Below are 22,369 nucleotides of genomic sequence, written 5' to 3' on the forward strand. Positions count from 1 at the left end.
TATGATTGAGCTTAACAACATTTCCAAAACTTTCACCCTTCACAATCAGGGCGCGGCAGTGATTGAGGTGTTGAGCGATGTATCGTTCTCGGTCGAACCGGGTGAATGCGTGGCACTGACGGGTGCGTCGGGCGCGGGCAAGTCTACCTTGATGCGGATGATCTATGGAAACTATCTGGCCCGGAGCGGAGAAATTCGCATCGGCGACGTGGATATCGTGCGGTCTGAACCTCGCACCATCATTGCCCTGCGCCGTGAGGTTCTGGGGTATGTCAGCCAGTTCCTGCGCGTCGTACCCCGCGTACCCACCGTCAATGTGGTTTCCGAACCACTGCGGGCCGTGGGCGTTTCCGCCACGGATGCGAAAGCACGGGCAGAAGCTCTGCTGCTGCAGCTGAATATCCCCGAGCGTCTGTGGGCTCTTTCACCGACCACGTTTTCCGGCGGGGAACAGCAGCGCGTCAACATCGCACGCAGCTTTGCCCATACTTACCCCGCGATGCTGCTGGATGAGCCCACTGCCAGTCTGGATGCAACCAATCGTGAGGTTGTTCTGCAGCTTATCGAAGAGGCAAAAGCCCGTGGAACGGCGATCATCGGTATATTTCACGATAAAGCTGCGCGGGCGCGCGTCTGTGATCGTGAAATCGACGTAAGCCAATTCTCACCGGAGGTCGCGGCATGACCCAAGGGCGTCTCATCGCGGTGGTCGGACCGTCGGGCGCTGGAAAAGACAGCGTGATGCTTGGTTTGTGTGGTGCGCTGCCCGATCTGCATCTGGTGCGCCGTGTTATCACGCGAGCACCGGAATTGGGTGGAGAGAACTACGAGGCTATATCATTCGCCGAATTCGAGGACTTGGCGACACATGGTGCCTTTGCCGTGCATTGGAGCGCCCACGGGCTGCAATACGGGATTCCGTGCTCTGTCAATGACCAGTTAAAAAGGGGCCGCGATTGCCTGGTCAATCTCTCTCGTAAGGTTCTGCCTGGCGCTGCGGAAAAGTTTCCGCGCTTTGTGGTGCTGAATATCACCGCAAAGCCAGAGACTCTCTTGCGACGTTTGACCGCGCGAGGGCGTGAAAACAGAAGCGAAATTGCAGAACGACTGGCTCAAGCCGAAAAGCCGCTGCCCGAGGGGCTGAAGGTTGCCACCATTTCCAACGATGGCCCGTTGACGGAAACGGTCGCGCGCGCGGCATCGGCGCTTCAACCAGTGAGCGTAAATCGATGAAGCAGTTCAAACCGCCCATCCTCGCGCTCACCGCACAATGCGATCTGGTCGATGATGAAGGGTTCCGTCAGGCTTGGCATATGGGTTTGCAGCACCTCGATCCATGCCGGGATATCGTTTTTCGGCAGCCGCCCTGTCAGTGTCATATGGAACCGGAATTCATCCATCACATAGGGGTATCCCCACTCTGTCAGCAGCGCCTCCTGACGCGGGCTCAGCCGTGCGTTTCGGCGGCGCGCCAGTTCTGCCTCACCTGGCGGCGCGCGAAACATATCGAGTTCCCGCACGCAAGCCGCTGCGATGCGCCGCAATCCATCGATATCGCCCCTAGGGGTCAAAGCCAGAAACCGGCCCAGCGTCGTCAGGCACAGCCCATCGCAGCTGGCCGGGGCAAGACCTGCGGCCAATTTGGCCGCCGCGGCCTTCACGTCATCAAACGTCAAACCTTCGGCCAGATTAAAGGGTGGTTTCAGCGTACCATGAAAACCGTATTTGCGCGGTGCCATCGTGACATCATGCAACTCAGGCAGATCGGGTTGATCCACTTTGCAGCCCTGTACAATATCCCAGCCCAACCAGCGCGCGCCGAACCTTTCCAAAGAGCCTTCGGGCGGCACATAAAAAATTGCAAATCGAGAATATGACATGAATTCCTCTTTTCTCGCGTCCTCTTTGGCAAAGGCTTGTGACAGCGACATATCCGGTGATTTGTGCCTTGCAAATGCCCGGCTTGTGCTGCCCGACCGGGTAGTAACCGGTTCGGTGACAATCGAACAGGGCGTTATTACCGAGATTGCGGAAGGAGATCGCGTTCTGGTCGGCGCCGATGATTGCACTGGTGACTTTGTTCTTCCCGGGTTGGTCGAACTGCATACGGATAACATCGAACGCCATATCGAACCCCGCCCCGAGGTTGATTGGCCTCATCTACCGGCCCTGATTGCCCATGATGCAGAACTGGCTTCAACCGGCATCACAACCGTGTTCGACGCGATGCGAGTGGGTTCCATTCATGGTGGCAAGGGGCGATATATCGACTATGCCCGCAAACTTGCGGACGAACTGCTGTCAGCGCAGGCCGAAGGCTTTTTCAAGATCAGCCATTTTCTGCACTTGCGGGCTGAGATTTGTTCCGAGACTTTGCTGCAAGAGTTGGCCTGTTTTGGGCCGGAAGATCGGGTCGGTATTGTCAGTCTGATGGATCACACTCCGGGTCAGCGCCAGTTCCGGAACCTCAGCAGATTGAAAACCTATGTGTCGAAGAAGCGCGGCATGAATGACGCCGAGTTTGCAGCACATGTCGAAAACCTGCATGGTCTGCAAAAGCGTTTCGGTAGGAAGCACGAGGCAGGCGCAGTGACCGAAGCTGCTCGTCTTGGCGCAACATTGGCAAGCCATGATGATACCACTGCGCAGCACGTTGACACATCGTCTGAGAATGGCGCGGCATTTGCTGAGTTTCCAACCACTTTCGAAGCGGCAGCGGCCTGCCGTACCAAGAATATCGCCGTCATGATGGGGGCCCCGAACCTGATCCGGGGCGGTTCGCATTCCGGCAATGTCGCAGCCAAAGATCTGGCGATGGCTGATCTGCTGGATATCGTTTCATCTGACTATGTGCCCTCGGCACTGTTGTTATCTGCCTTTCATCTGGCCGAGCTCTGGGATGATCTGCCCCGTGCGGTTGCTACGGTCACACGCAATCCGGCCAAGGCAGTCGGCCTTGACGACCGCGGCGCCTTGAGAGTCGGATGGCGTGGCGATGTCCTGCGTGTACGCCGCATGGCACACACACCAATTTTGCGCGGCGTTTGGAGCCGGGGCAACAAGGTTAGTTAATGGTCATACGGGTCGATTTTGAACAGGTGCGGTTTTTGGTGTTCCAGTTGTTTTAGGCGGGGCATCAACTGGCCCAGATGAGCGTGCATAGCGTCGCTTGCGCGCTGTTCATCCCGGGCCGAGATCGCGTCAAATATTGCCCTATGCTCTGCCAACGTTTCCGCAATTCGTCCCGGGGTTGGCAACAGCAGTATACGGGCGCGGCTGACCTGCAGGGAAACCGTTTGGGCAAAGTCCGCAAGTCGGCGATAGCCTGTAAACTCCATCAATAAACCATGGAATTCTTCATCCGCCTGATAGAAGCCGGGACCGTCTTGGTCTTCAAGCAGTAATTCTTGCAGGCGCATGTTCCGGCTAAGTCGCTTGTGTTGCGCGACGGTGATATCACAGGCCACCTTGGCGACCGTCGCAAGTTCCAATGCTTCACGCAAGAAAACGCCTTCACGGATTTGCTCCATAGAAAGGTAAGACACCCGTGTGCCCGACTGTGGCACGACATCCACCAACCCTTCTGCGGCGAGCCGCGCAATCGCTTCGGCAACAGGCGCGCGTGAAACGCCAAGCCGTTCACACACGGATGCCTTTCGCACATTCGCGCCGGGTGGGAAAATCAGTGTCAGAATTGCCTGCTTCAGGGATTGATGAACTTGTTGGGTCAACGACCCCTCAGCCCTTGTAATCTTGGGCAACAAATTGGTGTCGATATCTTGGCGCGTGTTCATGCAATGTGATATAGCAGACTAACATGTTAGTTACCAAGAATCGATATTCCTCCTGACAGCAATGGCCAGGCAGGCAAGAAAGTGATGCAAGCACAGATGGGCGCAAACAGATTGAAAGCATCAACACGCGATGCCGTGAAGCTCAACCCACACGATAATATCGTGATTGCACTGCGTGATTTGGAGGCCGGTGAGAAACCCACACTTGTTCCCGAACCTCTAGCAGCATGTGTTCCGCGCGGTCACAAAATTGCTGTGGCGTCAATCCGGGCTGGCGAAAACATCATCCGCTATGGGCAGATCATTGGCCAGGCTAAATCAGATATCGCGCAGGGCGAGCATGTTCATGTACACAACCTTGGAATGGGTGCACATCAGCAGGATTATGCACATGCCAGTGCAAACACTCCATTGCCATCTCTGATCGAGGGCCGGACATTCGACGGCTATCATCGCTGCGACGGCAGCGTCGGCACACGCAACTATATCGGCATTCTGACCACCGTGAACTGTTCGGGATCGGTGGCGCGTTTCATCGCCGAGGCGGCAGAAAAATCTGGTCTTTTGGACAGCTTTCCTAATGTCGATGGCGTGGTTCCGATCGTGCACGGCACTGGCTGTGGGATGTCCGGCAAGGATGAAGGTTATGCCACTCTGTTCCGCACGTTGGCCGGATATGCACAGCATCCGAATTTCGGGGGCATTCTACTGATCGGGCTGGGATGTGAAGTCATGCAGATTGCAGACCTTGTTGATGGCCGCCCGATCCGCGCCGATGGCGTCCTGCGCTATATGACCATTCAGACCGAAGGCGGAACCCGCCGCACAATCGAGCGGGGGCTGGATGAGCTGCGGGGCATTGCGGAACTGGCCAATCAGGCAGAACGCGCCCCGGCCCCGGTCAGTGCCATCACGGTTGGCATGCAATGCGGGGGGTCGGACGGGTATTCTGGGATCACCGCGAACCCGGCTCTGGGATATGCCTCGGATCTGCTGGTGCGCCACGGTGGTACGACCATCTTGTCGGAAACCTCAGAGGTCTATGGGGCAGAGCACCTGCTGACCCGCCGAGCCGAGACAGTTGATGTTGGTGAAAAGCTGATCGAGCGCATCCATTGGTGGGAGGATTACACCGCCCGCAATGGCGGTGAGATGGATAACAACCCCAGCCCCGGAAACAAGCGGGGCGGATTGACTACCATTTTGGAAAAATCGCTGGGTGCTGTTGCCAAGGGCGGCACTGCGCCGCTTCGGGATGTCTACAAGTTTGGTCAGAAGATTGATAAGCAAGGCTTTGTCTTCATGGACAGTCCGGGGTTTGATCCGTGTTCGGTCACGGGGCAGGTGGCTTCAGGGGCGAACCTGATCGTCTTCACCACTGGCCGGGGCTCGGTTTCGGGCTATCAGCCGACGCCTTGTATCAAACTTGCCACCAATTCCGAGATGTATGCACGCATGGCCGAGGACATGGACCTGAATTGCGGCGACGTCGTTACCGCCGGGACCAGCATCGAAGCCAAAGGCGAGGAGTTGTTCGAGATGTTGATCCGTGTCGCCTCGGGAGAAAAGACAAAAAGCGAGGAACTGGGCTTTGGTGGCGTCGAGTTCGTGCCATGGCAGATCGGCGCGGTGATGTAGCCAGCACGTCGATCATGGGGTCATTGCCGACAGGAAGAATGATGAAGTAAGCTCCCGGGCTTGGATGTAACCGATGTTAGGTTCTGGCCCTTCTTCTACCTTCGGCCCTGAGGCGAACCGTTGCTGTCGTCAGGCACTCCAATAGGCTGCAATGTAAGCGTTTGCCGGATCGCCATCATTGTTTTTGAACGCAGCGCGGAGCTTTTGCACCTCAACTTTCTCACAGGCAAACCACATGAAATGATCGGGGAATTCCTGATGCGCGGAATCGGCAAGCTGAGACAGTGATTGCGTGTTCTCGGATTTCATCCACGTGATGGATACGCCCTCAGGGGCGCTCAGCGAATAGGCGCACAAAGCACCTTGAGCGGCCTGAATGGCCACGTGGCCCTGCGCATCATGGGGAAGCGATTCAAGAATGCGCGCTGCTGCGGGTAGGGCAGTTTCGTCTGCATAAATCAGGATGCGTTTTGTGTTGGGCAGGCCACCTCCGCCCGGGCCGACGACGGCAACCAGGTCACCTGGTTGTGCGCCTGTCGCCCAGCCCGTTGTACGCCCGCCTTCATGCAAGAAAACGTCAAAATCCATAAGGCCCTGAGAGTGGTCAATCCAGCGGGTGGTGTAGACTGGCCTATGCAGAGCTTTCTCGCCCTTTGGCCAGATTGTTGATCCGTTTTCCGAGACACTTGGCCACTCAATGTCTTCCAGCCCGGCAGGTGGAAGAACCAGTCGGAAATGGATTGCATCGTCCTGGAACGAAGACAGATTGCGCGCCTTGATACGAACGCGGAGAAAACATGTACCGACCGGCTTTACAGAAATCACCGTGGCAAAATGAAAATTGGGAGGCAGCGCACCAGTCTTTGGCCCGTCCGACCAGCGCACTCCTTCAACAATATGAGGGAGGAAATGGGCCAGATGTTCAACAAAACTCTCTTGCAGCATGAACAGCCAGTCAGGTTTCGTAGCATAGATACGAGCCAACACACCCTCGGGCGCCGTTTGAAAACAGTAGCTGCCAAAGGGTGTCTCTGTGATAACCCGCGTCTCGGTGTTTTCGATGATTGCTAGATCGTGCTCCTGCGCCTCGTGCAGGATCACTTGTTTCAGCGCGGAAAAATCAATGCCGGGCAGTATTGTTTCGCTTTGCAGTGGAAAGCTGGAGAGTACGGTCATCAAGACCTCCTGTCAGGCCGGAATAACGTGCGGAGTTCCGTGGATCGGATCGGCGATGACCGAACAGGGCAGGGAGAAAACTTCACCCAGTGTCTTTTCAGTGATCACCTCGGTCGGAGAACCCTCGCAATGCACCCGACCGTTTTTTAGTGCCACGACATGATCCGCGAAGCGCGCGGCCAGATTGATGTCGTGCAACACCATTGCGACGGTACGGCCAGTTTCACGGTTCAGATTTTGCACCAGGGTGAGCAGTTCGATCTGGTGTGGAAGATCCAGATAGGTCGTCGGCTCATCCAGCAACAGAATGTCCGTATTCTGTGCCAGAGCCATGGCAATCCATGCGCGCTGACGTTGGCCACCGGATAGCGCCTCGAGAGGGCGGCAGGCATTCTGGGTCATCCCGGTTTGCTCCAACGCAAGGGCTACGGCCTTCGCATCGTCTTTTGACCACTGGCGTAGGGCGGATTGATGCGGTGTGCGGCCCCGGATCACCAGATCGCGAACCGAAAGCCCTTCGGGCGCGGTCGGCATCTGCGGCAGGATCGCAAGACGGCGGGCGACCGAACGACTGTTTTGCTTGTGAATGGATTTACCATCCAGAATAACCTGCCCCGTGCCGACGGGCTGCAGCCGCGCCAATGCCCGCAGTAATGTTGATTTTCCGCAGGCATTTGGTCCGACGATTACGGTAAGCTTTCCATCAGGAATGCAGACAAAAAGCTCATCCAGCACCGCGGGTTTTGCAAATGCGACCGAAATATCCTTGGCCATGAGGCGGGTAGCGCGGGTCATGTCAAAGAGTCCCTTTCCTGAATTGCACCAGAAGCAGCCACATCAGAACGGGCGCGCCGATGATTGCGGTGAAAACACCTGCTGGGAGTTGAGCGATTGGAACCGAGCGCGCCGCAATATCGGCCAACAAAGTTACGATGGCGCCAACCACCGCCGAATGCAGAACCGCAGGGCTGCCACCGCGCACCAATCGTCGTGCAATCGGTCCTGAAACGAAGGCTACAAACGGCAGTGGCCCTGCCACGCTGACCGCCAGTGCAACCAATGCCACGGCGGTTGCGGTGATCAACATGCGCATCGGCGACAATGTAAGGCCCAATCCAGTGGCAATATCATCGGCCATGCATATCCGGCTCAGTGGAAACTGCAGCCATATCACCAAGGGCGTAAGCAGCGCCAACCCGGTCCAAACCAAAAAGACATCATCCCAATCTCTCGTATTCAAAGTGCCGACCAACCATTTTGCCATTTCAGCAGCAGTGAGCGCGTCGAGTTTTGTCATCAGGACGTCGGCGCAAGCCATCAGCGTCAGGCTCGCGCCGATCCCGATCAGGATCAGGCGATAAGGGTGCAGGCCGTTGTTCCACGCCAACGCAGACACGGCGATCGCGGTGATGATGCCTCCGGTCATCGCACCCGGCAGAACAAAGTCACCGGTCAGGGCCATTGCCAGCAAAGCGCCGCAACTGGCGCCAGCATTGAAGCCGATGACATCGGGTGATGCCAGTGGATTACGCAGCATGGTCTGGAACATGGATCCGGCCATCCCGAACGCTGCCCCGGCCCCGATCGCCGTCAGGATACGGGGCAAACGATGTTCAATCACGATCATCCGCTGAACGCCCTCCGAGTTTCCGGAGAAAGTTGACCATGTCTGTTGCAGACTTAGCGGGAAGGCTCCTAACTGAACAGAAGCTACGAAAGCGATCAACAGCGCCAGAAACAGGCCGCTTCCAACCGAGGCTGCCCGTTGTGAGAAGTGCAGTGAAAGAAAAGGAAGACGCAGGATCATAACTTGCTGACTCCGTTGCGGCGCACAAGCCAGATCAGAACCGGGCCGCCGATCAGGGCAGCCATGACACCAGCCTGCATGTTCCCTCCAAACAGCGGCAGACGACCCAAGAGATCCGCTGCAACCATCAGCAGCGCCCCTATGCCTGCCGAAAAGAAAAGCATCCACCGCATGTCTGACCCGCCAATTCTGCGCGCGAGATGCGGCACGATGAGGCCAACAAAAGCTATCGGACCTGCCATCGAAACCGTGGCGCCGCACAGGATGACGATGGCCAGTCCAATGAGCCCCTGAGCCAGCCCCACCCGGACCCCAAGCCCCCGGGCCATGTCCTCGCCCAACATCAACGCGTTCAGGACCAGACTGCCAGGTATTGCAAGCGCCAGCCCGAAGGCAATAAAGGGCAAGAGGGTCAGAATGGTGCTGAATTCAATGCCGTCAAAACCGCCCAGCACCCAAAAGCGATAGACATCAAGCGTCTGTTGACTGACCAGCAACAGGGATCGGCTGAGTGCCAGAAACAGTGCTGATACCGCCGCGCCGGCAAGGATCAACCGCGCGGGGTTGGCCTGATTTCCACCACCCAGTAGATACACCAGCAATGCAGCAACCAAGCCCCCGCCCAGGGCAATCCAGACAAAGTCCGCCGGATCGGTCATGCCAAAAATCAGAATGCAGACCACAACGCCCATGGACGCACCGGCATTGACCCCCAACAATCCTGGGTCGGCCAGCGGGTTGCGGGTCATGCCCTGCATCAAGGCCCCTGCCATACCGAGGGAGGAACCCGCCAGGATCGCACCGATCAGCCTTGGCAGACGGATTTCACGGATGACAATGTGTTCGGGGTTGAGAGGCTGGAACGCTGTGAATGCAGACCAGATCTGCCCCCAGCCCGTCGGGCGCACTCCGAACCGCAGCGCGAACATGGACAAAACAATAAGCCCCAGCACCGATGCACCGAGCCAACGGCCCCTCGCATCAGTGCCGGGATGTTCCGAGGGAACGGAAGCTGTGTGTGCTGTCATACTATTGCCTCTCTGGCAGGATGCCTGCATCGCGCGAAGATGGGACAACTGTTCCAGGATTACCGTCCATTGCCGCCTCGATCAGCGGAACAATTCGGTCCAGGGCGTAGTCCAGGCTCAGCGGACTGGAATGTGACAACGCGGCGGATAGCATCGGATCAGCATAGACTTCGCGTCCTTCTGCAAAAGCGCGCAGGGTGGGCCGCAAGTGCATACGGTTCAGCACTGGCGCAGAGCCGCCCGCGTCAATCCAAACCAATGCGTCGACGTCTATGGGCGACAAATCCTCGGCAGAGATCAGCACATAAAAGTTATCCAGTGTCCCGCGTTCGTTGATGGACTCGGGAATTCTAAATCCCAAGTCCTCAAGAAACCGCCCGCGAATGTCGCGATCTGTATACGCGCCAGTTTGGCCGGCCCAAACCATAACCGAGGTCGCCCCCTGCCAGTCCGGATGCGCATTTCGGATGGTTTCGAACCGGGTCTCGATCCGATCAATAAGGGCCTCAGCTTCGGCAGATTTTCCGGTGGCCAGACCTACTGTCCGCTGCATTTCCTGCCAAGGCGTACCGTAGTCGCCAAATTCCACCCTTGGCGCGATGGTTGGCGCAATCTGCGAAAGCAACGCGTAGTCACGGGCCCTCATGCCGGACCATTGACCCAGAATAAGGTCCGGCTCCATCGCGGCGATCTGTTCGATATTGATCTCGCCTTGCATGACAATGGGTTGTGCGTCCCCAAGCGCGTCGTGGCCCCATTCCCACACGCCGTAAGGGTCGGTGCCATACCATTTGCGCAGCGCGTATGGCTTGACGCCCAAAGCAAGCAGAAAGTCGTGGCCGATAAAGCTGAGCGAGACGGTTTTTTTCGGTGCGCTTGCGATGCGAGCGGTGCCGAACCGATGCTGGATTTCGACCGGGAATGAATCAGCACCCGCCCCAGCGGGGCAAAGTGTCAATGCAATACAGGTCAGTATTATACGCAACATTACAGTACCTTGGAGCTTAGCGCCCGGACAGAGAAAACCGCCCGGGCAGTACATGGGTCAGAAACGTCGACTCAACGTCAATTCAATCGATCGGGCAGCGCCATAGGCGCAACCGCCCGCTTCTGCGGCGTTGATGAACGGGAACAGGTCAACGATGCCGGTATTGTCGATCTGGCAATAGCTCACATACTCGTTGTCCGCGAGGTTCCGGGCCGCAAGCGTTGTGACCCATCCGTTTCGTTCGTAAGTGACGGAGGCGTCGAAGACAGTGACGTCGCTCACTTCGAATTCGGCCGAGTTTGCGTTGTCCGAGAAGCGCTCGCCAATATAGCGCGCGCCCGCGCCCACACGCAGACCGGGAACCTGGGCTACATCATAGGCCAGCCACAAGGATGCGGAATGTTCAGGGATGCGCGCCAGGCGGTTGCCCTGATTTGACGCGTTCTTTGTGATCTTGGCGTCGATGTAGTTGTAGGCACCGAGCACCGACAGGCCATTTGCGAACGCATAGTTTACGCCCACTTCGATACCTTTTGAACGAACCTCACCCACTTGTTCAAACGCACCGGGACGGCCTGCTATAGCTTGCGGCGTATCCTTCTTGGCGATGTCATAATATGCAATCGACAGGAGTGAGTTCGTGCCCAACGGGCGAAATTTTGCGCCAACTTCCCAAGATTGCGAATGTTCAACGTTCAGTTGCGCGCCCGACGCGTCCACACCGCTTGGCGGCAAGTTGAATGAGCGCGCAAGGGCTCCGTAAACGCTTATACCGTTGTTGAAGTTGTACGAGGCGCCCAGATTACCGCTGGTGAAGTTCTGTTTGTTGTCCAGATCAGTCGATGTGCTGGGCAGCAACGGCGTGGCCGATATCGTGGCAGCCTCACCACTGATGTCCAGCCAGTCATGGCGCAGGCCTGCGTCGATGATCAGATTGCTGCCAATCTCGAAGTTGCCAAGCAGGTACAGGCCGGTTTGCTTGATCTCCTGTGAGATCGTGTTTGTGACCAGTGGATCATTCGAAACGCCCGGCAGGCCAAAAATATTTCCGGCTCCGTATTCCCGAATCCCACCAAATGCATAGGATTGCGATCCGTCATAATCGCTATGGTAATAGTCCAGACCGGCAATCACGGTTGCATGGACATTCCCAAACGAAAGCTCTTTGGAAATAGCGTTGTCGAAGGTTGCTTGCTTGGCACTGTTGTCCACGTCAAAGTTGACCAGGGCACCTGCATTGATCGAACCCGGGATGCTTGGTTGCGGGAGGAACGGCAGGGTCGAAGTCGAGAAAAACGCTGCCGCGTAGCCGGTCTTGTTCGTCCAGTCATTGTCGGCATAGCGCGCGCGCGAGCGGAAGGTAAAACCATCGCCGAACTCGTGATCCAACTCATATCCGACATAGCTTTGCGTGGTTTCGATGTCGTTTCGGCTGGGATTGTTGGTATAGAACTCGTTGTCGTAGCTCATTCCCGGATTGGGTAATTGTGATCCATATTGGGGGACTAGAACATACGAATCCGGAACTTCATCGCGCTGGTATTGCGCAAAGACGGATAGATTGGTCGCGTCGGTGGGGCTCCAGGTAACAGACGGCGCAAAATACACCCGGCCCTGATCGGTTTCATCATACTGGGTTCCGGTTTCGCCACCGAGAAAAACCAGACGATACGCCAATTCATCGGACACGACTGTATTGATGTCTACACCAAGATCCAGCCCACCATATCCTGAAGCGCGGGCGTAGAGTTCAGTGCTGTCTACAAATTTCGGACGTTTGGTGATCGAGTTCACCAGACCGCCGGGCTGTGCCGCGCCATACAGGCTGGAAGTCGGGCCACGCAGTACCTCGATGCGTTCAAGACCGAAGGTCTCAGTGCGCCAGCCGGCAAAACCATAGAGGCGCATTGGCATACCATCCCGATAGCTGTTCGAGTTCTGAACTTCGAAGCCACGGATGGCGAACTGGTCATAGCGTCCGTCCAGACCAAAGGTCTGTGCTGTCACACCCGGTGTGTACGAGATCGCCTCTTCCACAGTTGTCGCGCCCTGATCGTCAAACTGTTGAGAAGTGATAACACTGACTGACCGGGGCGTTGTGGCCACGTCTGCCGGAAGACCGCGTGTTCCTGTAATAGCCGCTTCTGCTGCGTAGCCTTCAACATTGTCAGTCAGGTTTCCTTCGTTGCCCTCTACGACAATCGTGTCGAGGACAACTTCGTTCGGTTCAGCCGACGTTTGCGCATACGCTGAAAACCCGGTCGATATCATCAACGGCCCTGCCATCAGAACCCTGTTTCTTGTCGACATACTACTTCTCCGTACGTCAACGGATCACGTTGACGTATTATGTTTTGAAACACGAAAGCACGTTGTCTGAAGGCGGTTTTTCGCTCCGCTATCAGAGTGTGCTGTCCCTCAATGTCTGGCTTGACGTCTGGCCGGTGATATCGGCGAATTGGCCTTGCTGAACCACGTGAAAACACGTTCGCGACGGGTGTTAGATATTCCGAGTATTATTGTCAAGTTATCGTGAAGCAAAATTGTTTCAATAGGATAGAAGTTCTCGCTGCGTCATCATGGTTGGTCTGTGCAATTGTATTTTCGGGCGATCGCGCCGAATATACTGACACGGCGTTGTTTAGCCTTTCGTGAGGTTTTGACGTGAGCCGGGACATCGCGCCACAGGGCTAAGCCTTGAAAGTATTTTCGATTTAGTATACCGCCGCATACAAACGGGATTGACCGGCGTTCAGCGTATCACCGAACCCCAGCAATCGAGCCACAATTACCGGAATGAGCCATGAGCCTGTATACTGAATATCTCGATGAAATTGAAACACGCAAAGTACAAGGTTTGCATCCCAAGCCGATTGATGACGGCGCGCTTGTCAAAGAACTCGTTGAGCAGATCAAGGACAACGATCATGCACATCGGGCGGATTCGCTGAATCACTTCATCTACAATACGCTGCCAGGTACGACCAGCGCCGCCGGTGAAAAGGCCAGCTTTTTGAAAGAGATCATTCTGGGGGATGTCTCGGTCGAAGAGATATCGGTGCCATTTGCCTTTGAACTTCTGTCGCACATGAAAGGTGGCCCTTCGGTCGAAGTTCTTCTTGATCTGGCCCTGGGTGATTATCCCGGCATCGCCGAGCAGGCGGCCGAGGTTCTGAAAACTCAGGTCTTTCTGTACGAGGCCGATACCGATCGCCTGAAAGAGGCTTTTGCGGCCGGAGACCCAATGGCACGCGATATCCTTGAAAGCTATGCCCGGGCCGAATTCTTCACTAAGCTTCCCGATATCGAGGAAGAGTTCAAAGTCGTGACCTATGTCGCCGCCGAAGGGGACATTTCGACCGATCTTCTGTCACCGGGCAATCAGGCACACTCGCGGTCGGACCGCGAATTGCACGGCAAGTGCTTTATCTCGCAGCAGGCGCAAGATGAAATTCAGGAATTGCAGCGGCAGCACCCGGATAAACGCGTGATGTTGATTGCCGAAAAGGGAACAATGGGTGTTGGGTCGTCCCGGATGTCGGGCGTCAACAACGTGGCACTGTGGACAGGCAAGCAAGCAAGCCCTTATGTGCCCTTTGTCAACATTGCCCCAATCGTGGCTGGTACAAATGGCATCTCTCCTATTTTTCTGACCACAGTTGGCGTGACCGGCGGAATCGGGATCGACCTGAAGAACTGGGTCAAAAAGGTGGATTCCGAGGGCAAGCCGATCCTCAACAACGATGACAGTCCTATCCTTGAACAGAAATACTCGGTCGAAACCGGAACCGTGCTGACCATCAACACCAAGGACAAAAAGCTCTATGACGCAGCGGGCGACAAAGAGTTGGTTGAAATTGCCTCGTCGTTCACGCCGCAGAAGGTCGAGTTTATCAAGGCCGGTGGGTCTTATGCGATCGTGTTTGGTAAGAAGCTTCAAACTTTTGCGGCACAGACCTTAGGAATTGAACTGAAATCCGCTTTTGCCCCGGCCAAGGAAATCTCGCACGAGGGGCAGGGCCTGACCGCAGTTGAAAAGATCTTTAACCGAAATGCTGTTGGTGTGGCGGATGGGGCGGTGCTGCACGCTGGTTCTGATGTCCGGATCAAGGTGAACATTGTCGGATCGCAGGACACGACAGGTTTGATGACCTCTCAGGAACTGGAATCGATGGCGGCGACCGTGATTTCTCCGACCGTGGATGGCGCCTATCAGTCGGGCTGTCACACGGCTTCGGTCTGGGACAAGAAGGCGCAAGCCAACATCCCCAAGCTGATGACGTTCATGAACAATTTTGGCTTAATCACGGCGCGCGATCCCAAGGGCGTCTATCACTCGATGACGGATGTAATCCATAAGGTTCTGAACGACATTGCCGTGGATGATAGGGCTATCATCATCGGGGGCGACTCGCATACGCGCATGTCGAAGGGTGTCGCATTCGGTGCGGATTCGGGCACTGTTGCTTTGGCTCTGGCCACGGGTGAGGCGACCATGCCAGTCCCGGAATCGGTTAAGGTGACCTTCAAAGGTCAAATGGCTGATCACATGGATTTCCGCGACGTGGTTCATGCAACGCAGGCGCAGATGCTGCGGAAATTCGGCGATAACGTATTTCAGGGGCGTATTATCGAAGTGCATATCGGCACCCTTCTGGCGGATCAGGCGTTTACCTTTACGGATTGGACTGCCGAGATGAAGGCGAAGGCGTCGATCTGTATTTCCGAAGACGAGACTTTGATTGAATCGTTGGAAATCGCCAAAAGCCGTATACAGATCATGATAGACAAGGGCATGGATAACGAGGCGCAAACCCTCCAGGGTCTGATCGACAAAGCCGACAAGCGCATTGCCGAGATCAGGTCCGGCGCCGTGCCCGCGCTGAGGCCGGATGACAATGCCGAGTACTTTGCCGAACTGGTGGTCGATCTGGATGAGATTGACGAACCCATGATTGCCGACCCGGATGTGAACAATGCGGATGTCTCAAAGCGCTATACTCACGATACCATCCGGCCTGTTTCCTACTACAACGGGGAAAAGAAGGTGGATCTGGGTTTTGTAGGGTCGTGCATGGTTCACAAGGGCGATCTGATTATCGTGTCCCAGATGTTGAAAAACCTCGAAAAGAAAACCGGCAAAGTCGAATTCAAGGCACCTTTGGTTGTCGCCGCGCCAACCTACAACATCGTTGACGAGTTGAAGGAAGAGGGCGAGTGGAGCGTTCTGCAGGAGTATTCGGGTTTCGAATTCGACGATCTGTTCCCCAAAACATCGGCCCGCACCGAGTATGAGAACACCCTGTACCTCGAACGTCCGGGTTGTAACCTGTGCATGGGCAATCAGGAAAAGGCCGAAAAAGGGGATACCGTTCTGGCAACGTCCACCCGTCTGTTCCAGGGGCGTGTTGTCGAGGATTCGGAAGACAAGAAAGGGGAATCCCTGCTGGCATCGACGCCGGTCGTGGTGCTTTCTGCTATTCTCGGTCGAACACCCAATATGGAGGAGTACAAGGCCGCGGTTGAGGGGATTGACTTGACCCGGTTCGCGCCGGCCGTGACAAAGCCGGAAAACACCAACTCCATGCATTTCTAAAGTTATCGGGCCGGTCGCCTATCAGGCGCACCGGCCCGTACAACTGCTTCAGTCGGCGTGCCCTGTGGCTTCGCGCCGGTTCAGCAGGTGTAGCGCACCAAATGTGACAATTGCTCCGGACAGCAGGTACAGCCCTGCCGCCCATAGTCCCAATAGTGCTGTCAGGCCGATGCCAACCAAGGGTGCAAATGCTGCGCCGATGATCCATGACAGGTTGGTTGCCATTGCCGAGCCCGAATATCGATATCGCTTGGGAAATCGTTTCGGAACGACAGCGCCGGCCTGACCATAAGACAGCCCAAGGATCATGAAGCCAAACAAGATGAAGACATAAGGGTAATGCGCCAGTGTGCCTATCATCAGGCTCAGGATAACGATCAGCAGGGTGCTGAGGGCAATCACCGTGCGGCGATTGTAGAGATCAGCCAGAATGCCTGATGCGATCACGGTCAGAATCGCCAGCGCGCCACCAATCAGCTGAATTGTCAGAACCTCGGTGATCTCAAACCGCTCATAGATTGCGGCGAAGGCCAGTGGAAAGACTGTTACCATGTGGAACAGCGCGTAGCTGGCCAGAGGCAGACAGGCAGAGAGGAAGATGGTTTTACCCTCATTCCTGACCAGTTCGGGCAGGGGGGCCGAGGTGATGACCTCGGGATCAACACCCAGATCCGCATTCAGTAACCGAACACGGGCATAGAGCGAAACCACGTTCACGGCCATCACGGCGAAGAAGGCAAAACGCCAGCCCCATTTCAGAAACTCTTCATCTGTCAGGAAACCGTTCAGGACAAAGAAAATCGATGCGGCGACCACAAACCCGATGGGTCCACCCAGTTGAGGCACCATTGCATAGAGACCTTTGCGATGCTCAGGCGCCGCGTTTTGCAGTTGCAGCGTCAGCCCGTCCCAGGCACCGCCTAGACCCAGCCCCTGAAGGATTCGTAAAACCGCCAGAAATACGGGGGCAAGCCAGCCGATCTTTTCATATCCGGGCAGCAAACCGATGGCTACGGTGGATGTACCCAACAGCAAAAGGGCCAGTGTCACCTTGCCGACGCGGCCGATCTTGTACTGCAATGTCCGACCAGCAAGGCTAGCTACGGGCCTTGCCAAAAACGCCAGCGAGAATATTGCAAAGGATGCCAGCGTGCCGTTCAAGGGATCGAGCATCGGGAAGAACAGTCGCGGAAACACCAATGCAGACGCGATTGCATAGACAAAAAAACCAAAGAAATCAGTTACACGCGCCATAACGACCGTGGTTATAACTTCGTCAATTGTCGCTGTGTGTCGTTGTGGGTTGTCAACGCTGGACATGCTATACTCCTGTTTCGACCCATGGTTTCCGGAGCGTCACGCCAAAGGTATTTTCGTGGGTCATCTTTTGTCGCATTGCAGCACGGAAGAAAAACCCGCACAAGAGGCCGCGCACGCGGAGGTCTATAAATTGTCTCGCCAGCCTAGCAATCTTTCAGTCAAAAACCGAGCCAAGAGACGCAAAACATGAAGCGTTCAATGCCTGCAATAGTCCTGCTGTCGTTATTTGCCCTGTCCGGATGCGATATGGTCGTTCTAAATCCGTCAGGAGACGTCGCGACCCAACAGGCCGATCTGATTATCTATTCAACGGTCCTGATGCTTATCATCATTCTACCTGTCATGGCGCTGACCGTGTTCTTTGCCTGGAAGTATCGTGAATCGAACAAGAACGCGACGTATGAGCCCGACTGGGACCACTCTACCAGTCTCGAGATCATTATCTGGTCTGTGCCTCTTGCCATCATCATCTGCCTTGCTGGCCTGACTTTTGTCGCGACACACCGGCTGGACCCGTTTGAGCCGCTGCGCCGTCTTTCTGACGGGCAAGAGATTGATCCGAATGTTGAGCCCATGGTGATTCAGGTTTCGGCCATGGATTGGAAGTGGCTGTTTATTTACCCTGAACAAGGTATCGCCACGGTTAACGAGGTGGCGGCGGTTGTGGACCGTCCGATCAAGTTCGAAATCACCTCGACCACCGTTATGAACTCTTTCTTCGTACCCGCACTGGCCGGACAGATTTATGCGATGTCCGGAATGCAGACCGAATTAAACGCTATCATCAACGAGCCTGGTACCTACAAGGGGTTCTCGGCCAACTATAGCGGCGAGGGGTTCTCGCAGATGCATTTCAAATTCCACGGGAAATCGGAGGCAGACTTCGATGCCTGGATCCAACAGGTGCGCGCGCAGGGGACCATTCTGGATCGAGACACCATCGCACAGCTGAATCAACCCAGCATCGCGCATCCGGTGACGTATTATAACTCGGTCGAAGAGGGCCTCTGGGATAAGATTGTCAATCTTTGCATTGATGATAACTCACTGTGCGTCAACGACATGATGATGGTGGATGCGCTGGGTGGCGGCGGCCTTGAGGGACTGTGGAACCGTGAGTTGTTCCGCGGCATCTGTTCGGCAGATGATCCGGGTGCATTGATGGCGATGATCCGCCCCGAGATGCGCATCCGTCAGGATGAAATCATTACTGCAATGACGCTGGTGCCCCCGGCTGTGGCAAATTGATCTGAAACGAATAAGATACGGAAAGATAACGCGATGTCGCTATCTCATGAAGCTGCTGATGGAATTACCCACGTTTCGGGCGTCGATCCGATCTTTGGCAAGCTGTCCTGGGGGGTGTTCCCCTTTTACGAGCCGGTTATTTTCTACACTTTTATAGCCGTTGCTCTGGGTGGCATCGCTGTGGTTGGGGCGCTGACCTATTTCCGGCTCTGGGGGTATCTGTGGAAAGAATGGTTCACCAGCATCGACCACAAGAAGATCGGGATCATGTATATGGTTCTGGGTCTGATCATGCTGTTGCGCGGATTTGCCGATGCGCTGCTGATGCGGTTGCATCAGGCTATGGCCGCCAGCGGGGGTGAAGGCTATCTGAATGCGCACCACTATGACCAGATTTTTACCGCGCACGGCGTGATCATGATCTTTTTCGTGGCAATGCCTTTTGTCACCGGCTTTATGAACTATGTTATGCCGCTGCAGATCGGTGCACGTGATGTGGCGTTTCCGTTCCTGAACAATCTGAGTTTCTGGCTGACGGTCTCGGGCGCCGTGTTGATCATGATTTCGCTTTTTGTTGGCGAGTTTTCCACTGCAGGTTGGCTGGCCTATGCCCCATTCTCGGGGCTGGATTACAGCCCGAGTGTGGGGATGGACTATTACCTCTGGTCGCTGAACATCGCCGGGATCGGAACGACACTATCAGGAATCAACCTTGTGGTGACCATCGTCAAGATGCGCGCGCCAGGCATGACGCTGATGAAGATGCCGGTCTTTGTCTGGACAGCTTTGTGCACCAACATCCTGATTGTGGCGACCTTTCCTGTGCTGACAGCAACTTTGGCGTTGCTGACAGCGGATCGCTATCTGGGCACTCATTTCTTCACCAATGATCTCGGCGGCAATCCGATGATGTATGTAAACCTGATCTGGATCTGGGGCCACCCCGAGGTTTACATTCTGATTCTGCCCATATTTGGAATCTTCTCAGAGATCGTACCGACTTTCACAGGCAAGCGCCTGTTCGGTTATACCTCAATGGTCTATGCGACTTGTGTGATCATGGTGCTCAGCTACATCGTCTGGTTGCACCATTTCTTCACCATGGGCGCAGGGGCAAATGTGAACGCGTTCTTTGGCATCACCACGATGATCATTTCGATCCCGACGGGCGCCAAGATCTTCAACTGGCTGTTTACCATGTACAAAGGCCGCATCCGGTTCGAAACACCGATGTTGTGGGTCATGGGATTCATGTTGACCTTCGTTATCGGAGGCATGACAGGTGTTCTGCTGGCAGTGCCGCCTGCGGATTACGTCCTGCATAACTCGTTGTTCCTGATCGCGCATTTCCACAATGTGATCATCGGTGGTGTCGTCTTCGGCATCTTTGCCGGCATCATCTATTGGTGGCCTAAGGCGTTTGGCTTTCAGCTGGCGCCGTTCTGGGGCAAGGTCAGTTTCTGGTGCTGGCTGATCGGCTTTTATCTGGCCTTCATGCCGCTTTACGTCCTGGGCCTGATGGGGGTGACCCGCCGTATCAGCCAGTTCGAGGATACGTTCTATTCCGTATATTTTGTCCTCGCGCTGATCGGAGCGCTGTTCATCGCCGCCGGAATCGGTGCCTTCATCATCCAGATCATCGTTTCGATCCTGAAACGAGACGAATTGCGCGATGCCACGGGTGACCCATGGAACGGACGGACGCTGGAATGGTCGACCTCATCACCGCCGCCTTATTACAACTTCGCCTTTACCCCGCGTGTTCATGAGTTGGATGCCTTCACCCAGATGAAGCGTGAGGAGTTTGTTCGCCCTATCGACGGGTTCATACCGATCCATATGCCGCGCTATACGGCGACGGGGATCGTTATGGCCGGGTTCATGACCGTGATGGGCTTTGCATTGGTCTGGCATGTATGGTGGCTGGCAATCCTGAGTTTTGCGGCAACGTTGCTCTATGGCATCGGGCATACGTTCAACTACAACCGCGACTACTATGTCCCTGCGGACGAGGTGCGTGAAATTGAAAGCCAGCGGACTCAACAGCTGACAGGGGCTGCGGAATAATGAGCGATACAACAATCGAAACGCCAAAAGAGTTCTACGTGATTGAGGACTCGCATCACGATCATGCGGAACACCACGAAACCGGAACCATGCTTGGGTTCTGGATCTATCTGATGAGCGATTGCCTGATCTTCGGAATCCTGTTCGCCACATATGCGGTATTGGGCCAGAACTATGCGGCCGGTCCCGCTCCGGTGGACTTGTTCGAAGTTGACATGATCCTTGTGGCAACTTTTATGCTGCTGTTTTCGTCAATCACGTATGGGTTCGCAGTACTCCGCATGGATGTGAATGACCTGCGTGGTACGGTCTTGTGGCTGATCGTTACCGGGTTGTTCGGAGCAGCTTTCCTGTTTCTGGAACTGAAGGAATTCATCCACCTCTGGCATATCGGAGCAACCCCGATGGCCAGTGCATTTTTGTCATCGTTCTTCTTTCTGGTCGGCACACATGGTCTGCACGTATTGGGTGGAAGCATCTGGCTGGTCGTCCTGCTGACCCAACTTGGGCTACACGGGCTGACCCATGAAAACAAACGTAGGGTCATGTGCCTGAGCCTGTTCTGGCACTTCCTTGATCTGATCTGGATCGGTGTTTTCTCTTTGGTCTACCTGACGGGGGTTCTGCTATGAGCGATCACGCGCAAGGGGGCCACGGCACCTTCAAATCCTACATGATTGGCTTTCTTCTGTCGGTTGTCCTGACCCTGATCCCGTTCTGGATCGTGTTGGGTGACGTGATGGACAGTACGGGCTGGGCGGTAGCGATCATCTTCACGCTGGGCGCGATGCAGATGCTGGTTCACATCCACTATTTCCTGCATGTCTCGCTGAAGGTCGAGGCAGGCTGGCAGGCGATGTCGATGGGCCTGACGGTCCTGTTGTTGGTCATTGTGATGGCGGGGTCGATCTGGGTGATGTTCAACCTCGATGAAAACATGATGCCTGCGCATGAGCAGATAGAACGGGTCCGCAACCTACCATGAGCGCACAAACTGTGCCCCGGAGACCCCTTTGGGTCACGGTTGTGCTGCTGGTTCTGTCGGCAGCGCTAATTGTTGTCTTTGTACTGTTGGGCAATTGGCAAATGCGTCGGCTCGGGTGGAAACAGGACCTGATTGCCGTGGTTGGTGCCCGTGCATTCGGCGATCCGGCAGATATGCCCGCGCAGTTTGATCCTAATCTGCACGCCTATCTCCGTGTCTCGGTGGACGGCGAATTTCTGGATGCCGCTCCGATACTGATCAAGGCGGTCACCGAGATCGGGCCAGGGTATTGGGTGATGTCACCGATGCAGACCGAAGCAGGTATCCTCTGGGTGAACCGGGGTTTTGTTCCGCCCGATCGCAGAGACCCTGCGCAATGGGCAGCACCGTTGGCTCCGATTACTGGCTTGCTGAGACCCGATTCCCCCGGCGGCACTCTGATGGAGCGCAACAGGCCTGACGCAGATCGCTGGGTGTCACGGGATACGCAGGCCATGTCAGAGGCGCGCGGGTTTAGGAGCACTTTGCCTTATTTTCTTGATGCCGACCATCTGACCGGAACGGGCGATTGGCCGCGCGGAGGGCTGACGGTGGTCCGATTCAGCAACTCTCATCTATCATACGCGCTGACCTGGTACGCTATGGCTGTCCTGTTTGCCGCGGCACTGGTCTATGTTGTCAGATCCGGGCTGAAAGACACTGATTAACTTTATCTGCCTATC

19 protein-coding genes are annotated in these 22,369 nt (G+C 55.6%); 10 read left to right on the forward strand and 9 right to left on the reverse strand.

The genetic code is table 11. From position 1 onward, the window contains the following. Window position 1 precedes the first annotated feature (1 nt). Both phnL and phnN read left to right on the forward strand, forming a co-directional pair. Window positions 2-685 (forward strand): phosphonate C-P lyase system protein PhnL, encoded by a 684-nt coding sequence (gene phnL, locus BLU89_RS09605; RefSeq protein ID WP_074736622.1) that lies wholly within the window; start codon window positions 2-4, stop codon window positions 683-685. Next, on the forward strand, window positions 682-1,233 hold the full coding sequence (gene phnN, locus BLU89_RS09610) for a phosphonate metabolism protein/1,5-bisphosphokinase (PRPP-forming) PhnN (RefSeq protein ID WP_074736623.1): 552 nt from the start codon (window positions 682-684) through the stop codon (window positions 1,231-1,233). Before phnL ends, phnN begins: the two co-directional genes overlap by 4 nt. Here the strand turns inward: phnN and BLU89_RS09615 are convergent. Beyond that, window positions 1,209-1,880 carry a DUF1045 domain-containing protein gene (locus BLU89_RS09615; protein WP_074736624.1) on the reverse strand — a complete coding sequence of 224 codons (672 nt, stop codon included), beginning with the start codon at window positions 1,878-1,880 and terminating at the stop codon, window positions 1,209-1,211. The two genes, phnN and BLU89_RS09615, sit on opposite strands and share 25 nt — an antisense overlap. On the opposite strand from BLU89_RS09615, the gene BLU89_RS09620 reads away from it, so the two are divergent. Next, window positions 1,879-3,072 carry an alpha-D-ribose 1-methylphosphonate 5-triphosphate diphosphatase gene (locus BLU89_RS09620; RefSeq protein ID WP_074736625.1) on the forward strand — a complete coding sequence of 398 codons (1,194 nt, stop codon included), beginning with the start codon at window positions 1,879-1,881 and terminating at the stop codon, window positions 3,070-3,072. The two genes, BLU89_RS09615 and BLU89_RS09620, sit on opposite strands and share 2 nt — an antisense overlap. Here the strand turns inward: BLU89_RS09620 and BLU89_RS09625 are convergent. After that, window positions 3,069-3,731, reverse strand: coding sequence for a GntR family transcriptional regulator (locus BLU89_RS09625; RefSeq protein ID WP_245709727.1), 663 nt, complete (start codon window positions 3,729-3,731; stop codon window positions 3,069-3,071). The genes BLU89_RS09620 and BLU89_RS09625 overlap by 4 nt on opposite strands. A gap of 174 nt (window positions 3,732-3,905) precedes the next feature. Here BLU89_RS09625 and BLU89_RS09630 point away from each other — a divergent pair, with 174 nt between their 5' ends. Beyond that, window positions 3,906-5,432, forward strand: coding sequence for a UxaA family hydrolase (locus BLU89_RS09630; protein WP_245709729.1), 1,527 nt, complete (start codon window positions 3,906-3,908; stop codon window positions 5,430-5,432). Between the two features lie 129 nt (window positions 5,433-5,561). Here BLU89_RS09630 and BLU89_RS09635 read toward each other — a convergent pair whose 3' ends face one another. From BLU89_RS09635 to BLU89_RS09660, 6 genes are read right to left on the reverse strand one after another with little or no spacing between them, the layout of a single operon-like run. Further along, a complete protein-coding gene (locus tag BLU89_RS09635) occupies window positions 5,562-6,608 on the reverse strand; it encodes a siderophore-interacting protein (protein WP_074736628.1) in 1,047 nt (348 codons plus the stop codon). A 12-nt stretch (window positions 6,609-6,620) separates the two neighbouring features. Next, window positions 6,621-7,403 (reverse strand): ABC transporter ATP-binding protein, encoded by a 783-nt coding sequence (locus BLU89_RS09640; RefSeq protein WP_074736629.1) that lies wholly within the window; start codon window positions 7,401-7,403, stop codon window positions 6,621-6,623. Between the two features lies 1 nt (window position 7,404). After that, window positions 7,405-8,415: a FecCD family ABC transporter permease gene (locus tag BLU89_RS09645; protein ID WP_074736630.1), complete on the reverse strand. Its 1,011-nt coding sequence runs from the start codon at window positions 8,413-8,415 to the stop codon at window positions 7,405-7,407. Beyond that, on the reverse strand, window positions 8,412-9,443 hold the full coding sequence (locus BLU89_RS09650; protein WP_074736631.1) for a FecCD family ABC transporter permease: 1,032 nt from the start codon (window positions 9,441-9,443) through the stop codon (window positions 8,412-8,414). Before BLU89_RS09650 ends, BLU89_RS09645 begins: the two co-directional genes overlap by 4 nt. A gap of 1 nt (window position 9,444) precedes the next feature. Next, complete coding sequence (locus tag BLU89_RS09655) at window positions 9,445-10,431, reverse strand: iron-siderophore ABC transporter substrate-binding protein (protein ID WP_074736632.1); 987 nt, start codon at window positions 10,429-10,431, stop codon at window positions 9,445-9,447. Between the two features lie 57 nt (window positions 10,432-10,488). Then, window positions 10,489-12,741 (reverse strand): TonB-dependent siderophore receptor, encoded by a 2,253-nt coding sequence (locus tag BLU89_RS09660; RefSeq protein ID WP_074736633.1) that lies wholly within the window; start codon window positions 12,739-12,741, stop codon window positions 10,489-10,491. A 493-nt stretch (window positions 12,742-13,234) separates the two neighbouring features. Here BLU89_RS09660 and BLU89_RS09665 point away from each other — a divergent pair, with 493 nt between their 5' ends. After that, the gene (locus BLU89_RS09665) at window positions 13,235-16,027 is read left to right on the forward strand and encodes a bifunctional aconitate hydratase 2/2-methylisocitrate dehydratase (protein ID WP_074736634.1); all 2,793 of its coding nucleotides are present in this window, start codon (window positions 13,235-13,237) and stop codon (window positions 16,025-16,027) included. 48 nt (window positions 16,028-16,075) lie between these two features. On the opposite strand, the gene BLU89_RS09670 is transcribed toward BLU89_RS09665, so the two are convergent. Beyond that, the gene (locus BLU89_RS09670; RefSeq protein WP_074736635.1) at window positions 16,076-17,347 is read right to left on the reverse strand and encodes an MFS transporter; all 1,272 of its coding nucleotides are present in this window, start codon (window positions 17,345-17,347) and stop codon (window positions 16,076-16,078) included. Window positions 17,348-17,533: 186 nt separating this feature from the next. Here BLU89_RS09670 and cyoA point away from each other — a divergent pair, with 186 nt between their 5' ends. From cyoA to BLU89_RS09695, 5 genes are read left to right on the forward strand one after another with little or no spacing between them, the layout of a single operon-like run. Next, window positions 17,534-18,595, forward strand: a complete 1,062-nt coding sequence (gene cyoA, locus BLU89_RS09675) for a ubiquinol oxidase subunit II (protein ID WP_074736636.1) — start codon at window positions 17,534-17,536, stop codon at window positions 18,593-18,595. A 33-nt stretch (window positions 18,596-18,628) separates the two neighbouring features. Beyond that, window positions 18,629-20,662, forward strand: a complete 2,034-nt coding sequence (gene cyoB / locus BLU89_RS09680) for a cytochrome o ubiquinol oxidase subunit I (protein WP_074736637.1) — start codon at window positions 18,629-18,631, stop codon at window positions 20,660-20,662. Continuing rightward, window positions 20,662-21,294: a cytochrome o ubiquinol oxidase subunit III gene (gene cyoC, locus BLU89_RS09685; RefSeq protein ID WP_074736638.1), complete on the forward strand. Its 633-nt coding sequence runs from the start codon at window positions 20,662-20,664 to the stop codon at window positions 21,292-21,294. The genes cyoB and cyoC overlap by 1 nt, the downstream gene beginning before the upstream one ends. Beyond that, window positions 21,291-21,647, forward strand: a complete 357-nt coding sequence (gene cyoD, locus BLU89_RS09690; protein ID WP_074736639.1) for a cytochrome o ubiquinol oxidase subunit IV — start codon at window positions 21,291-21,293, stop codon at window positions 21,645-21,647. Before cyoC ends, cyoD begins: the two co-directional genes overlap by 4 nt. Then, window positions 21,644-22,354: an SURF1 family protein gene (locus BLU89_RS09695; RefSeq protein ID WP_074736640.1), complete on the forward strand. Its 711-nt coding sequence runs from the start codon at window positions 21,644-21,646 to the stop codon at window positions 22,352-22,354. Before cyoD ends, BLU89_RS09695 begins: the two co-directional genes overlap by 4 nt. The last annotated feature ends 15 nt before the right edge of the window (window positions 22,355-22,369 follow it).

The sequence above is a fragment of the Ruegeria halocynthiae genome, assembly GCF_900106805.1.
Taxonomy (GTDB): domain Bacteria; phylum Pseudomonadota; class Alphaproteobacteria; order Rhodobacterales; family Rhodobacteraceae; genus Ruegeria; species Ruegeria halocynthiae.

What these genes read in the sequence shown, in the direction of transcription:
- BLU89_RS09665 (WP_074736634.1), top strand. Translation starts at nt 13,235, where the DNA reads ATGAGCCTGTATACTGAATATCTCGATGAAATTGAAACACGCAAAGTA.
- cyoC (WP_074736638.1), top strand. Translation starts at nt 20,662, where the DNA reads ATGAGCGATACAACAATCGAAACGCCAAAAGAGTTCTACGTGATTGAG.
- BLU89_RS09615 (WP_074736624.1), bottom strand. Translation starts at nt 1,880, where the DNA reads ATGTCATATTCTCGATTTGCAATTTTTTATGTGCCGCCCGAAGGCTCT.
- cyoD (WP_074736639.1), top strand. Translation starts at nt 21,291, where the DNA reads ATGAGCGATCACGCGCAAGGGGGCCACGGCACCTTCAAATCCTACATG.
- phnN (WP_074736623.1), top strand. Translation starts at nt 682, where the DNA reads ATGACCCAAGGGCGTCTCATCGCGGTGGTCGGACCGTCGGGCGCTGGA.
- BLU89_RS09695 (WP_074736640.1), top strand. Translation starts at nt 21,644, where the DNA reads ATGAGCGCACAAACTGTGCCCCGGAGACCCCTTTGGGTCACGGTTGTG.
- BLU89_RS09660 (WP_074736633.1), bottom strand. Translation starts at nt 12,741, where the DNA reads ATGTCGACAAGAAACAGGGTTCTGATGGCAGGGCCGTTGATGATATCG.
- BLU89_RS09620 (WP_074736625.1), top strand. Translation starts at nt 1,879, where the DNA reads ATGAATTCCTCTTTTCTCGCGTCCTCTTTGGCAAAGGCTTGTGACAGC.
- BLU89_RS09635 (WP_074736628.1), bottom strand. Translation starts at nt 6,608, where the DNA reads ATGACCGTACTCTCCAGCTTTCCACTGCAAAGCGAAACAATACTGCCC.
- cyoA (WP_074736636.1), top strand. Translation starts at nt 17,534, where the DNA reads ATGAAGCGTTCAATGCCTGCAATAGTCCTGCTGTCGTTATTTGCCCTG.
- BLU89_RS09655 (WP_074736632.1), bottom strand. Translation starts at nt 10,431, where the DNA reads ATGTTGCGTATAATACTGACCTGTATTGCATTGACACTTTGCCCCGCT.
- BLU89_RS09645 (WP_074736630.1), bottom strand. Translation starts at nt 8,415, where the DNA reads ATGATCCTGCGTCTTCCTTTTCTTTCACTGCACTTCTCACAACGGGCA.
- BLU89_RS09640 (WP_074736629.1), bottom strand. Translation starts at nt 7,403, where the DNA reads ATGACCCGCGCTACCCGCCTCATGGCCAAGGATATTTCGGTCGCATTT.
- cyoB (WP_074736637.1), top strand. Translation starts at nt 18,629, where the DNA reads ATGTCGCTATCTCATGAAGCTGCTGATGGAATTACCCACGTTTCGGGC.
- BLU89_RS09650 (WP_074736631.1), bottom strand. Translation starts at nt 9,443, where the DNA reads ATGACAGCACACACAGCTTCCGTTCCCTCGGAACATCCCGGCACTGAT.
- BLU89_RS09670 (WP_074736635.1), bottom strand. Translation starts at nt 17,347, where the DNA reads ATGTCCAGCGTTGACAACCCACAACGACACACAGCGACAATTGACGAA.
- phnL (WP_074736622.1), top strand. Translation starts at nt 2, where the DNA reads ATGATTGAGCTTAACAACATTTCCAAAACTTTCACCCTTCACAATCAG.